This window comes from Klebsiella sp. GW_Kp181 (assembly GCF_040062315.1).
In the GTDB taxonomy this organism is placed as follows: domain Bacteria; phylum Pseudomonadota; class Gammaproteobacteria; order Enterobacterales; family Enterobacteriaceae; genus Klebsiella; species Klebsiella oxytoca.
Genome location: NZ_JBEAFR010000067.1, coordinates 12,969 through 26,389, shown reverse-complemented (window position 1 = coordinate 26,389; position 13,421 = coordinate 12,969). Strand labels below are relative to the sequence as shown.

The following is a 13,421-nucleotide window of genomic DNA, read 5'->3' as shown; positions in this document are numbered from 1 at the left end:
TCATGACGCTTCGTGACGAAAACTACTTTACCGATAAATACGGCATGACCCGCACCCATTCGGAGGTGCTGCACGCCGCCACGCTGATCGCCCCGGGCAGGGCGCTGGATCTGGGCTGCGGCAACGGTCGCAATAGCTTGTATCTGGCAGCCAACGGGTTTGATGTTACCGCGTGGGACAAAAACCCTGCCAGCATCGGTAATCTTGAGAGCATTCGTCAGGCGGAAGGGCTGGAGAATCTGCGGACGGCGATTAAGGATCTTAACGCCCTGAGCTTTGATGGCGAGTATGACTTTATTCTTTCCACCGTGGTGATGATGTTCCTTGATGCGCAGACCATCCCGGGTCTCATCGCCAATATGCAACGCTGTACCAAACCCGGCGGCTACAATTTGATCGTTGCCGCTATGGATACCGACGATTATCCGTGCACCGTTGGCTTCCCGTTCGCCTTTAAACCGGGTGAACTTAGCCACTACTACCAGGGCTGGGCGTTCCTCAAGTACAACGAAGACGTCGGTGAACTCCACCGCACCGACGCCAACGGCAATCGCATCAAGCTGCGTTTCGCCACCATGCTGGCGCGCAAACCGGCCTAACGCGCGGCTAACAGGCAGAGCTGGAACGCGGTCTGATAAGAGGCTTCAAAGGCGCGCAGCGGCAGAAATTCAAACTTCGAGTGGAAGTTATGCGCGCCGGTGAAGAAGTTTGGCGTTAACACCCCTTTTGCCGACAGGGCCGCGCCGTCGGTGCCGCCGCGCATCGGCGTTGGTTTCGGCGTAATGCCTAAGCTTTCCATTGCTTCGAACATCAGATCAATGGCGCGGCGATCTTCGCCAATCGCATTGCTGATGTTGCTGTAGGTATCGCTGACGTGAAATTCCACCTTACCGGTTGGATACTGCGCGGCGATTTTTTGCGCCACTTCGCCGATCTGTTGCTTGCGGCGATTAAAGCTGGCGAGATCGAAGTCGCGGATGCTGGCCTGCAGTAGGGTGCTATTTTGATCGCCCTGGATGCCGTTAAACCACACGTAGCCTTCGCGTCCGGCAGTATATTCCGGCGTTTGCTGGCGATCGAAATGGCTCATGTAATCGGTGGCCATCAGCAGCGGGTTCACCAGTACGCCCTTTGATGACATCGGATGGGCCGTGACGCCGGTAAAACGGATCTCCGCGGCGGCGGCGTTAAAATTCTCATAGACGATTTCGCCGAGCTCGCAGCAGTCGATGGTCCACGCAAAATCGACGGCAAAGCGTGAGAGGTCCAGCGCTTTCGCTCCCCGCAGACCCACTTCTTCATCCGGCACAAAGGCCACCACGATATCGCCGTGGCGATGCTCCGCCGTGAGGTTTTCCAGCACCGTCATCACCACCGTGACGGCGGATTTGTTATCCGCCCCGAGCACGCTGGTACCGTCGCTAAAAATAATCTCTTCATCGGGATAAGCGAGGATTTCCGGATGCTCGACGACGCGCAGCCAGATATCTTTCTCGCTGTTCAAACAGAGATCTTCACCAGTGAAGCGCAGAATTTGTGGATGAATCTCCGGTGACAAACCAACGTCAACGGTATCGATGTGGGTAATAAAGCCAATCCGCGGCGCGCCTGGGACATTGCCTTTTTTCACCGCCGTCACGGTGGCGTGTTCGTCAATCACAATGTCATCCAGCCCAAGCTGGCGTAGCTCATCCGCAAGGGCCTGCGCCATCGCGTGTTGCCCGGCGGTGGTGGGTAGGGTGGACGCTCGCGGATCGCTTTGGCTGGTTATCGCCAGATAGCGAAAGAAGCGTTGGGTTAATTGACTGGCCAGGGCTGATGACATAGTGATTCCTTCTTTATTCGAGTTTTCAGGTGTTTGCAATCAGGCTTTAGTGTTATGTATGAAAGGGAAAACAACAAGCTATTCATTAGCTGACAAATTAAAAAGGAAAACATATGCAACGCAGATTCACGACGCTTGCTCTGGCGGTAGCGGCCCTGACGGCCAGCTCGGCTATTAGCGCAAAAACGCTGGTCTACTGTTCAGAAGGATCGCCGGAAAACTTTAACCCTCAACTCTATACCTCGGGAACCAGCGTGGATGCCAGCGCGGTACCGGTCTATAACCGGCTGGTTGACTTTAAAGCCGGTACTACGGAATTAGTGCCGAGCCTGGCCGAAAGCTGGGAAGTCAGCGAAGATGGCAAAGTTTATACTTTCCATTTACGTAAAGGCGTTAAATTCCAGAGTAATAAATATTTCAAACCCAGCCGCGATTTTAATGCCGATGATGTTGTTTTTTCATTTATGCGGCAAAAAGATCCTCATCATCCTTATCACAATGTCTCCAACGGCAATTATTCTAATTTTGAAAGCCTGGAGTTTGGTCAGTTAATTACCGCAATCGATAAGCCTGATGAATATACGGTGCGTTTTACATTAGCGCATCCTGAAGCGCCATTTGTCGCCGATCTTGCCTGGTATTTTGCCTCTATTTTATCGGCGGAATATGCCGATGCGATGTTAAAAGCCGGCACGCCAGAACGCGTGGACATGGACCCGATTGGCACCGGTCCGTTCAAACTCGCACAGTATCAAAAAGATTCCCGCATTCTCTTCACCGCTTTCCCGGAATACTGGCAGGGGAAAGCCCATATCGATCGCCTGATTTTCAGCATCACGCCGGACGCTTCGGTGCGTTACGCCAAGCTGGAGAAAAACGAGTGCCAGGTAATGCCGTTCCCCAATCCGGCAGACCTGCCGCGAATGAAAGAGAACAACGCGATCAATCTGATGAGCAAAGCGGGCCTCAACACCGGTTTCCTGGCGTTTAATACGCAAAAAGCGCCGCTGGACAACGTCAAGGTGCGCCAGGCCTTAGCGATGGCGATCAATAAACCGGCGATCATTGAAGCCGTCTTCCACGGCACCGGTACGGCGGCGAAAAACCTGCTGCCGCCGGGGGTATGGAGCGCGGATAGCCAGCTTAAAGATTACGAGTATGACCCGCAGAAAGCGAAAGCGCTGCTGGCGGAGTCGGGCGTTTCCGGGCCGATAACCATCGACCTGTGGGCGATGCCGGTGCAGCGTCCTTATAATCCGAACGCCAAACGCATGGCCGAGATGATTCAGGCCGACTGGGCGAAAATCGGCGTGCAAACTAAGATCACAACCTATGAGTGGGGTGAATACTTAAAGCGGGTTAAGGATGGTGAACACCAGGCGGCGCTGATGGGCTGGACCACCGCGACCGGCGACCCGGATAACTTCTTTGGCCCGTTGTTTACCTGCCAGTCGGCAAACGGCGGCTCTAACTCGGCGAAATGGTGCTATCAGCCGTTCGATAACCTCATCGCCGAGGCGAAATCGATAACCGATCGCCAAAAACGTGAGACGCTCTATCTGCAGGCGCAGCAGATGATGCACGACCAGATGCCGGCGGTGATGATTGCCCACTCGACTATTTTTGAACCGGTACGTAAAAACGTTTCTGGTTACGAAATCGACCCCTTCGGCAAGCATATTTTTTATCAGGTTGATATAAAATAAATACGAAAAAACGGCCCGCCGGCAGCGGCGGGTTTATTTTTTTACGCTACTTGACGTACCACCACTTTTGCCACAAAACTTACCCCTGTCTTTTGCTATAACACTTGCCGATAGATGGTATTCACAGGGATCAACCTATATGCGTACTCAGTTATTTTTTAAGGTCGCCGCGCTGGCTGGCCTGTTAGCCTTGGCCGGTTGTTCATCAAAACTGGCTAAACCTGAACAATATTCCGGTTTTTTAAAAGATTACTCTGGTCTAAAAGAAACCACCTCCGCTTCCGGTAAACCGGAGCTGCGCTGGATTTCTGCGGATTACAATCCGAACAACTATGACAATATCGTTTATAACCCCATCACCTATTATCCGGTCCCTAAACCGACAACCCAGGTTGGCGAAAAGGCGCTCAGCGATATCCTGAATTACACCAACAAAGAGATGAAACAGGCTATTTCCGAGCGTAAACCGCTGGCTACCACCGCAGGGAAACGCAGCCTGATCTTCCGCGGCGCCATCACCGGCGTGGATTCCAGCAAAGAAGGTCTGCAGTTCTACGAAGTGATTCCGGTGGCGATGATTATCGCCGGTACCCAGGCGGCAACCGGTCACCGTACCATGGACACCAACCTGTTCTTTGAAGGTGAGCTGATTGACGCGGCGACCCAAAAGCCGGTTATCAAAGTGGTCCGTAAGGGCGAAGGTAAAAACCTATCCAACGAAAATACGCCGCTCACCGTCGAGACCCTGAAGCAGGTGATCGATGATATGGCGATTGACGCGGTGAAATTCGACCCTAATAACCGTTAATCAGGCGTATCCGTGAATAAAGGCGCTAGTGGTTGATAGCGCCTTTTTCATTTCTCCTCGACGGCAGCGCGAGCATCAGCAGCGATCCGAGCGAACTCAGGCCAGCCTGCGCCGCAGCAGCCACTGCTCCGGGCGAGCAAACATCACCAGATTGCCGAGCAGAATCAGCGCTAACCCGGCGACGGCGTTGCTATGCCAGACGTAGCCCTCATAAAAGGTGGAAATCGTCAGCGCGACGAGCGGAAACAACAGGGTACTGTAGGCGGCTTTACTGGCGCCGATTCGCCCCACTAGCGTGAAATAGGCGCCGAAAGCGATCACCGAGCCAAACACCGCCAGATACAGCAGCGCGCCCATATAGCTTAGCGTCCACTGCGGGGCAAAACTATCGCCGCGTACCAGCGCGATAGCGCCCATGACCAGCGTGCCGTAAAGCATTGCCCAGCTGTTGGTGGTCAAGGTTTCCAGGCCGCGGCGCTGGTGGCGAAGGCTGAGCATATTGCCGAGCGAAAATCCGTAGGTGCCTAATGCGCTGAGCGCAATACCGAGCAGCAGCGATGCATTGAGGCCGTTGGCCCACAAATCATCCCAGAAGAGCGTTACGATGCCCGCCAGACCCAGCGCGGCGGCCAGCCAGAAACGGCCCGGCGGCTGCTGGCGGAAAAAGAGAAAACTGTTAATCGCGTTAAACAGCACCGCCATGGAGAAGATCACCGACTCCAGCCCGGTATTGATATACGCAGCGGCGGTATAGAAGCACCAGAAATTAAAGCAGAAGACACAGCAGCCCTGCAGCAGGCAGAAAAGATGGTCCCGGGCGGCCAGCGGGCGAAGACGGCGCGTAACCAGCAGAATGGTCAGCATGGTGATGCTGGCGACGGCAAAACGCCAGAAAATAGACACCGGCGCGGCGACCGGCCCCTGCTGCAAAAAGATAGCAATCCATGTCGTACCCCAGATAACGACGACTAACCCGTAGAGTAATGCGTTCAAAATGTCTCTCCTGTGAGTGTTGTACCCGTCATTTTGCAGCCTCGCCATGCTCCGCGCTGTCATCCACGTGTTGCCGACTTGCAAATTCTTGCGCTTATTTTGCGTTGGCGGCGGGCGAAAGCTGGTATCCGTCAGCGACTCTTCTTAGACTAGGGATCTGCGGAAACTGAACTGTGAAGGCTATGGCTTACGGGACTTTCGAAACATTGCGTCAAAAAAATGCCGTGCTGCGGGAGACGGTTAAGCTCAACTCCGGGATTCAGCTGGCGGCGTGGTATAACAATCTCGATACCATAACGGTACAAAGCGATCACCACACTCTGAGCCTGTATATTGCCGATGGCTACGAAAGCTACCAGAAGACGCCACATGGCTGGAAAAACGGCGGCGGGCCCGACCGTTTCTGCCTGATGCCGAAAGGCGACGAGAGCACCTGGGATATTCGCGGCGACCTCTCTTTTGTCCACCTTTACTGCACCGATGAACATCTCCGCCGGGTAGGCGAGCAGATTTGGGACCGTAGCCCGGCTTCGTTCACGCTGCAGGAAAAAACCTTTTCCAGCGATGACAAAATTACCGCTGTCTATCGCCAGTTTCTGCTGGACAACGACTGGCAGCAGCAGGCGAACCACCTTACGTTGAGTTCCGCCAGCACGCTGCTGCTCACGCACTTGATTCAGCATTATTCAAACGTTCAGTGGCGTTTGCCGACGGTGACCGGCGGCCTGGCGCCGCACGTCTTGCGTAATCTGCTGGCATGGATTGAGGAGAACCTCGACCGGCAGCTCACCCTTGCCGATCTGGCGCAGGAAGCGGCGCTCAGCGAATACCATTTTGCGCGGATGTTCCGCCAGTCAATGAAAATGGCGCCGCATCAGTACGTGATGCAGCGCCGGATGGTTAAAGCGCAGGCGCTCATTACCCGCAGTCTGCTGCCGTTAACCGATATTGCTATGGCCTGCGGTTTTAGCAGCGCCAGCCACTTTAGCAATCGGGTAAAAAGCGCCACTGGCCTGACGCCCTCGCAGCTACGCGCGGCGCAGCGCTGACAGTAAAACGTAGCTGACGCCGCCGAGAACCAGCCCCCAAAAAGCAGAGCCGATACCGGCCAGCTCCACGCCGCTGGCGGTGACCAGAAAAGTCACCACCGCGGCATCGCGTTCACGCTCATGATTGAGCGCCTGAAACAGGCTGCCGCCGATGGTGCCCAGCAGCGCCAGTCCGGCAAGCATCTGGATCCATGCCGCCGGCAGCGCCGACATCAACGAAGTGATGGAGCCGCCGAAGATTCCCGCCAGCAGATAAAAAACGCCCGCCGCCGCCGCCGCGAGCCAGCGCTTTTGCGGGTCCGGATGGGCTTCCGGGCTTTGGCAAATCGCGGCCGTAATCGCGGCGATACAGATCGAGTAGACGCCAAACGGCGACAGCAGCAGCGCCAGACCGCCGGTCGCCACGATCAGCGATGAAGCCGGAACCCGATAGCCCGAAGCCTGCAGGGTAGCAAAGCCGGGGGCATTCTGCGAAGCCATGGTAACAAGGAAAAAGGGTACGCCGACGCTAAGCAGCAGCGCGGGCGTAAATTCAGGAGCGATAAAAGCGGGGGCGACAAAGCGCCAGCTGATTTGTGACCCTGTCACATCTCCGCTGAGGGCGGCCACCGCGCTTCCCGCCAGCAGGGCGGCCACCACGGCAAATCGGGGAAGGCAGACTTTGCATATCAGCCAGGCGGCTAACATGCTGCCGCATAGCAGCAGATTGCCCTGCAGGCTGGAGAAAGCCTGCATACCAAAACGCAGCAAAATACCGGCCAGCATCGCCGCCGCCAGCGAATGGGGAATGATTTTCATCAGCCGGGCAAACAGACCGGTTACGCCGCACAGTACGATTAAGCCGTTAGCAAAGATAAACACGCCAATCGCCTGCGCCAGCGTGACGCCGTGCAGGCCGCTAACCAGCAGCGCCGCCCCGGGCGTTGACCACGCCGTCAGGATTGGTACCTTTCGCCATAAGGTGAGCGCCAGGGTACTCACGCCCATTCCCAGACCTAAGGCGGTCATCCAGCCGGCGATTTGCGAAGCATCGGCGCCTGCCGCCGCCGCTGCCTGCCAGATGATCGCGGCAGAACTGGCGTAGCCGACTAAGACCGCGACAAAACCGGCAAGCAGAGTCGGAAAAGGCAGAGTAAAAGAGCGCATAAACATTACCTTGTGCGTTATAACGGTCGTTGTAATGTAGCATCGTGCGTTATAGCGCACAACTACCTTTCACCACCGCCGGGCCAGTACAGGGCTGCGAAGAGGGGGCTGATGATGCCGTTACCCTGTAGAATCAGGCAAATATGCGTATAATTCACTAAGAGATTATTGGGAGGTTGAATGAATATTGCGCAACATCTGTCGGCGACGCTAAAAACGCTGCGCCAGCAGCGCGGCTGGAGCCTGTCGCGCCTGGCGGAAGAAACCGGCGTATCGAAAGCCATGCTGGGCCAGATTGAACGTAACGAATCCAGTCCGACCGTGGCGACGCTGTGGAAAATTGCCACCGGCCTGAACGTACCGTTTTCCGCCTTTATTATCGCCGATGATAGCGCTGAACCAGCCGCCTTCGACCCGCAGCAGCAGGCGATGGTTGTGACGCCTGTTTTTCCCTGGGACCCGGTGCTGCGTTTCGACCACTTCTCCATTACCCTGGCGCCCGGCGCGCTAAGCGAGTCTACGCCGCACGAGGAAGGGGTTATCGAACATGTGGTGGTGATTAGCGGCGTGCTGGATCTGTGCCTGCAGGGCGAGTGGCTGTCGCTGCAGCCAGGGGAAGGGCGGCGGTTCGCCGGTGATTTAGCGCACGCCTACCGCAATAGCGGCGCGCAGACCGCTCATTTCCATTCGCTGATCCACTACCCAAAAGCACAATAAAAAAGCCGCGAGCAAACTCGCGGCCAGGCAAATGACTGAGACAACAAATCACAACGTGACGAGGAAAATCCGGAATACGCGATGACTGTATCCTCAGGCGCTTTTTGTGGGAAATATCTTTTCCTTCAATACTTTGCTGAAAAGTGAAAATTCCCCCTGCGGCGGCAGTGGAAAATGTTTTGGTCTGCGCGCAGTTCTGACTACAATAGCCGCCATTTCGACCCCCTATAATGGATAACGACGAGCGTATGCGCCTGCAAAACCATCATCTTGAACTATTGAGTCCTGCCCGCGATGCCGGGATCGCCCGTGAAGCGATTTTACACGGCGCGGATGCGGTCTATATCGGCGGACCGGGCTTCGGCGCGCGTCACAACGCCAGCAATAGCCTGAGCGACATCGCCGGACTGGTGCCATTTGCCCACCGCTACGGCGCGAAGGTGTTCGTGACCCTGAACACCATTCTTCATGATGATGAACTGGAACCGGCGCAACGTCTGATAACAGATCTGTACGAAACCGGCGTGGACGCGCTGATTGTCCAGGATATGGGCGTGCTGGAGCTGGATATTCCGCCGATTGAGCTGCATGCCAGCACCCAGTGCGATATTCGCAGCGTGGAGAAAGCGAAATTTCTTTCCGATGTCGGCTTCAGCCAAATCGTCCTCGCCCGCGAGCTGAATCTTCAGCAGATCAAAGCGATTTACGATAATACCGACGCGACCATCGAATTCTTTATCCACGGAGCGCTGTGCGTGGCCTATTCCGGTCAGTGCAATATTTCCCATGCTCAGACCGGGCGCAGCGCCAACCGCGGCGACTGCTCGCAGGCCTGCCGTCTGCCCTATACCCTGAAAGATGACCAGGGCCGCGTGGTGGCCTATGAAAAGCATTTGCTGTCGATGAAAGACAACGATCAGACCGCCAACCTGGCCGCGCTGATCGATGCCGGAGTGCGTTCCTTTAAGATTGAGGGACGCTACAAAGACATGAGCTATGTGAAGAATATTACCGCGCATTATCGCCAGATGCTTGACGCCATCATTGAAGATCGCGGCGATCTGGCCCGCTCGTCGTTGGGACGTACGGAGCACTTCTTCATCCCGTCCACGGATAAAACCTTCCATCGCGGCAGCACCGACTATTTTGTCAACGCCCGCAAAGGCGATATCGGCGCGTTTGATTCGCCGAAGTTTATTGGCCTGCCGGTGGGTGAAGTGCTGAAAGTCGGCAAGGATTTTCTCGACGTTGAGGTGAGCGAAGCCCTGACCAACGGCGACGGCCTGAACGTGATGATCAAACGTGACGTTGTTGGCTTTCGCGCCAACACGGTTGAAAAAACGGGCGAAAATCGCTACCGCGTATGGCCGAACGAGATGCCCGCGGATTTACACAAAGTGCGCCCGCATCAGCCGCTAAACCGCAACCTCGATCATAACTGGCAGCAGGCGCTGCTAAAAACCTCCAGCGAGCGTCGCATCGCGGTGGATATCGAACTGAGCGGTTGGCAGGAACAGCTGGTCTTAACCATGACCAGCGAGGAGGGCGTCAGCGTCACCCATACTCTGGACGGCGATTTTGCCGAAGCGACCCAGGCGGAGAAAGCGCTGACGAATCTGCGCGACGGCCTGGCGAAGCTGGGCCAGACCCTTTACTACTCGCGTAACATGGAAATTAGCCTGCCGGGTGCGCTATTCGTGCCGAACAGCCTGTTGAACCAGCTGCGTCGGGAAACCGTAGATATGCTGGATGACGCGCGGCTTAAAGCCATGGTGCGCGGCTGCCGCAAGCCGGTTTCCGTCCCGCCGCCGGTCTATCCGGAAACGCACCTGTCGTTTCTGGCGAACGTCTACAACCATAAGGCGCGCGAGTTTTACCAGCGTTACGGCGTGCAGCTGATCGATGCCGCCTATGAAGCGCATCAGGAGAAGGGCGATGTGCCGGTCATGATCACTAAGCACTGCCTGCGCTTTGCTTTTAATCTGTGTCCGAAACAGGCTAAAGGGTCGATTAAGAGCTGGAAAGCCACGCCGATGCAGTTGATTCACGGCGATGAAGTGTTGACGCTGAAATTTGACTGCCGCCCCTGCGAAATGCACGTCGTCGGTAAGATAAAAAATCATATCCTTAAAATGCCGCTACCGGGCAGCATCGTGGCGTCCGTCAGCCCGGATGAGCTGATGAAAACCCTGCCGAAACGCAAGGGCGCCTGATGACTGACAGGTCTTAGGGATAGAAGTGCATTTTCGGCTTTCGCGCATTTTGCCAGCGGTGATGTTCGCGCAGATCGGACGCGGCTTCTTCGCTCTGGCTGCGTAGCTCATCGCTATCGGCTTCGTGCTGTAGCTGCTGCTCGAGGCCCTGTACCGGGAAGAAATCGTGTCCGTGCTGGTGGGCCAGCACGTGGCCGGAAAACAGGGCGCACACCAGCAGTAGCGCTGAAACGTATCTTCTGAGCATATCTTTTCCCTTCTGTCGGTGAGTGGGGCTACTATGCCAGGGATTTGTTGAGCTTATTTCCGCGTTTATCAAAGATGGGAAAAGCCTTTGTCAGCGCTCCCTGACGGATGGCGAAAAAAAGCCCGACGGTGGAGCCGTCGGGCCGACTAAAATGACGTCACGGGCGGCTCAACCCTTCAGCCCGGCGGCCGTCATCAGCAGCCGAAACCCCATGCTCACCGCCGCCAGCGCCAGCACGCTGCCTCCCCACAGCACTATCATCCATACCGCTCGCTTAAGCCATACTCGTTGCATCAGTGATACCCCTCGCCGTGTTGAACTTTGCCGCGAAAAACGTAGTAGCTCCAGAAGGTGTAGCCGAGGATAACCGGCAGAATAAGCAGCGCGCCAACCAGCATAAAGCCCTGGCTTTGCGGCGGCGCGGCGGCCTGCCAGAGGGTAATGTCCGGCGGAATAATATGCGGCCAGATACTGATCCCCAGCCCGCTAAAGCCGAGGAAGATCAGCCCCAGCGTGAGAGTAAAAGGCAGCAGGTGGCTGGCGCTGTTGCGAAGCGTTCGCCAGAGCCAGGCGCCGATCGCCGCCACCAGCAGCGGTACCGGCAGCAGGAAGAAGAGGTCAGGCAGGCTAAACCAGCGCCGGGCGATGGCCGGTTGCGCCAGCGGCGTCCAGATGCTGATGGCGACAATGACCGCCAGCAGCGCCAACAGCAAGCCGCGCGCGGTCATGCGCATATTGCGGTGGAGCGCATTTTGGCTTTTCATCACCAGCCAGCTGGCACCCAGCATCGCGTAGGCAACGCATAGCCCCAGGCCGCAGAACAGGGTAAACGGCGTAAACCAGTCAAACATCCCGCCGCTGAAGCTGCGGCCGTTGACCGGGAAACCGTTGATCACCGCTCCGACCACCATGCCCTGGGTGAAGGTGGCCAGAAGGGAACCGACCATAAAAGCGCGATCCCAGAATGGACGATGCGATGGCGTCGCATTAAAGCGAAATTCAAAGGCAACGCCGCGAAAAATAAGACCGATCAACATCAGGGTGAGCGGGATCGCCAGCGCATCGATAATGACCGCGTAGGCCAGAGGAAATGCGCCAAACAGCCCCGCGCCGCCAAGCACCAGCCAGGTTTCATTGCCGTCCCAGACCGGGGCGACGCTGTTTACCATCACGTCGCGGTCCGCCGTGTCCCGGGTAGTGGTGAATAAAATGCCAATGCCCAGGTCAAAGCCATCCATTACGATATACATCAGGGTGGCGAAGACAATGATAACAAACCAAATAACCGATAAATCGATACCCATTAGCGGAACTCCTTCTGCTGTTCATGGCCCGTAGCGGCGGAGAGTGGACGCGCTGGCGTACCGGAGGCCGGTGGCTGCGCGGTCTGCGGACCTTTGCGAATCAGGCGTAGCATATAGCTGTAGCCGACGCCGAACACCGAACCGTAGACAACGATAAAAGTCAGCAGACTGATCGACATATGCAGGTCGCCGTGAGCGGAGACGGCATCAGCGGTGCGCTGAACGCCATAGACGACCCACGGCTGGCGGCCCACTTCGGTGGTCACCCAGCCCGCCAGAATCGCGATAAGTCCCGAAGGTCCCATCCATAGCGCAAAGCGTAAAAAGGGCCTGCTGTGATAGAGGCGGCCGCGATAGCGTAGCCACAAGGCCAGCGCGCCCAGCAGGATCATCAGCATGCCGAGCCCGGCCATCAGGCGGAAGGACCAGAATACGATGGTGGAGTCAGGGCGATCTTCCGGGGCGAACTCCTTCAGCGCCGGCACCTGCTTATCCAGGCTGTGGGTGAGAATCAGGCTGCCGAGAGCCGGGATCTCCAGGCCATAGCGGGTACGCTCCTGCTGCATATCCGGCCAGCCGAACAGCAGCAGCGGGGTGGGCTCTCCGGGCGCGTTCTCCCAGTGCCCTTCAATGGCGGCGATTTTGGCCGGCTGGTGTTTCAACGTATTCAGCCCGTGCATATCGCCAATCAGCGCCTGAATGGGGGCGACAATCAGCGTCATCCACAGCGCCATGGAGAACATCGCGCGGACGGCGGGGGTATTGTTCCCTCGCAGCAGGTGCCAGGCTGCCGACGCGCCGACGAACAGCGCGCTGCTGAGGAAAGCCGCCACCGACATATGCAGCAGGCGGTAAGGGAAAGACGGGTTAAAAATCACCGCCAGCCAGTCCACCGGTACCACCTGACCATTGACGATCTCAAATCCCTGCGGCGTTTGCATCCAGCTATTAGATGCAAGGATCCAGAAGGTGGAGATAATCGTCCCCAGCGCGACCATACAGGTGGCGAAAAAGTGCAGTCCAGGTCCGACACGGTTCCAGCCGAACAGCATCACGCCGAGGAATCCGGCCTCAAGGAAGAAGGCGGTCAGAACCTCATAGGTCAGCAGCGGGCCGGTAATGCTCCCGGCGAATTCCGAGAATCCGCTCCAGTTGGTACCGAACTGGTAGGCCATCACCAGGCCGGAGACGACCCCCATGCCGAAGTTAACGGCGAAGATTTTTGACCAGAAGTGGTACAGCGAACGCCAGGTCGGGTTTTTGGTTTTTAACCATAAGCCTTCCAGTACCGCCAGGTAGCTGGCTAACCCGATGGTGATGGCGGGGAAGATAATATGAAATGACACGGTGAAAGCGAACTGGATCCGCGCCAGGTGGAATGCATCAAGACCGAACATGCAGAACTCCGCAACA

At 56.6% G+C, this 13,421-nt stretch carries 13 protein-coding genes; 6 read left to right on the top strand and 7 right to left on the bottom strand.

Going from position 1 to position 13,421, the window contains the following annotated elements:
* Positions 1-2: 2 nt before the first annotated feature.
* Complete coding sequence (gene tehB, locus ABLV11_RS17455; protein WP_004101785.1) at positions 3-599, top strand: tellurite resistance methyltransferase TehB; 597 nt, start codon at positions 3-5, stop codon at positions 597-599.
* Here tehB and pepT read toward each other — a convergent pair.
* Positions 596-1,825, bottom strand: coding sequence for a peptidase T (gene pepT, locus ABLV11_RS17450; protein ID WP_004101787.1), 1,230 nt, complete (start codon positions 1,823-1,825; stop codon positions 596-598). The two genes, tehB and pepT, sit on opposite strands and share 4 nt — an antisense overlap.
* A 113-nt stretch (positions 1,826-1,938) precedes the next feature.
* Between pepT and ABLV11_RS17445 the strand changes: the two genes are divergently transcribed.
* Together ABLV11_RS17445 and ABLV11_RS17440 are read left to right on the top strand one after the other, a co-directional pair.
* Positions 1,939-3,531 (top strand): ABC transporter substrate-binding protein, encoded by a 1,593-nt coding sequence (locus tag ABLV11_RS17445; protein WP_172598508.1) that lies wholly within the window; start codon positions 1,939-1,941, stop codon positions 3,529-3,531.
* A 139-nt stretch (positions 3,532-3,670) separates the two neighbouring features.
* Complete coding sequence (locus tag ABLV11_RS17440; RefSeq protein WP_105890303.1) at positions 3,671-4,339, top strand: DUF3313 domain-containing protein; 669 nt, start codon at positions 3,671-3,673, stop codon at positions 4,337-4,339.
* Between the two features lie 96 nt (positions 4,340-4,435).
* Here ABLV11_RS17440 and ABLV11_RS17435 read toward each other — a convergent pair whose 3' ends face one another.
* Positions 4,436-5,332: a DMT family transporter gene (locus tag ABLV11_RS17435; RefSeq protein WP_004101793.1), complete on the bottom strand. Its 897-nt coding sequence runs from the start codon at positions 5,330-5,332 to the stop codon at positions 4,436-4,438.
* Positions 5,333-5,514: 182 nt separating this feature from the next.
* Between ABLV11_RS17435 and ABLV11_RS17430 the strand changes: the two genes are divergently transcribed.
* Positions 5,515-6,381 carry an AraC family transcriptional regulator gene (locus ABLV11_RS17430; RefSeq protein WP_049127769.1) on the top strand — a complete coding sequence of 289 codons (867 nt, stop codon included), beginning with the start codon at positions 5,515-5,517 and terminating at the stop codon, positions 6,379-6,381.
* On the opposite strand, the gene ABLV11_RS17425 is transcribed toward ABLV11_RS17430, so the two are convergent.
* Entirely contained in the window at positions 6,361-7,548 is a 1,188-nt protein-coding gene (locus tag ABLV11_RS17425) for a benzoate/H(+) symporter BenE family transporter (protein ID WP_265105073.1), read from the bottom strand. The two genes, ABLV11_RS17430 and ABLV11_RS17425, sit on opposite strands and share 21 nt — an antisense overlap.
* A 159-nt stretch (positions 7,549-7,707) precedes the next feature.
* Between ABLV11_RS17425 and ABLV11_RS17420 the strand changes: the two genes are divergently transcribed.
* Entirely contained in the window at positions 7,708-8,244 is a 537-nt protein-coding gene (locus tag ABLV11_RS17420) for an XRE family transcriptional regulator (RefSeq protein ID WP_004101801.1), read from the top strand.
* A gap of 248 nt (positions 8,245-8,492) precedes the next feature.
* Positions 8,493-10,457: a U32 family peptidase gene (locus ABLV11_RS17415; RefSeq protein WP_224250504.1), complete on the top strand. Its 1,965-nt coding sequence runs from the start codon at positions 8,493-8,495 to the stop codon at positions 10,455-10,457.
* A gap of 13 nt (positions 10,458-10,470) precedes the next feature.
* Here the strand turns inward: ABLV11_RS17415 and ABLV11_RS17410 are convergent, their stop codons facing one another.
* From ABLV11_RS17410 to ABLV11_RS17395, 4 genes are all read right to left on the bottom strand, one after another.
* The gene (locus ABLV11_RS17410; protein WP_004101803.1) at positions 10,471-10,704 is read right to left on the bottom strand and encodes a DUF2554 family protein; all 234 of its coding nucleotides are present in this window, start codon (positions 10,702-10,704) and stop codon (positions 10,471-10,473) included.
* Between the two features lie 168 nt (positions 10,705-10,872).
* Complete coding sequence (locus ABLV11_RS17405) at positions 10,873-10,998, bottom strand: DUF2474 domain-containing protein (RefSeq protein ID WP_126489080.1); 126 nt, start codon at positions 10,996-10,998, stop codon at positions 10,873-10,875.
* Positions 10,998-12,008, bottom strand: coding sequence for a cytochrome d ubiquinol oxidase subunit II (cydB, locus tag ABLV11_RS17400; RefSeq protein WP_348855546.1), 1,011 nt, complete (start codon positions 12,006-12,008; stop codon positions 10,998-11,000). Before cydB ends, ABLV11_RS17405 begins: the two co-directional genes overlap by 1 nt.
* Positions 12,008-13,405: a cytochrome ubiquinol oxidase subunit I gene (locus tag ABLV11_RS17395; RefSeq protein WP_004101806.1), complete on the bottom strand. Its 1,398-nt coding sequence runs from the start codon at positions 13,403-13,405 to the stop codon at positions 12,008-12,010. The genes cydB and ABLV11_RS17395 overlap by 1 nt, the downstream gene beginning before the upstream one ends.
* Between the last annotated feature and the right edge of the window lie 16 nt (positions 13,406-13,421).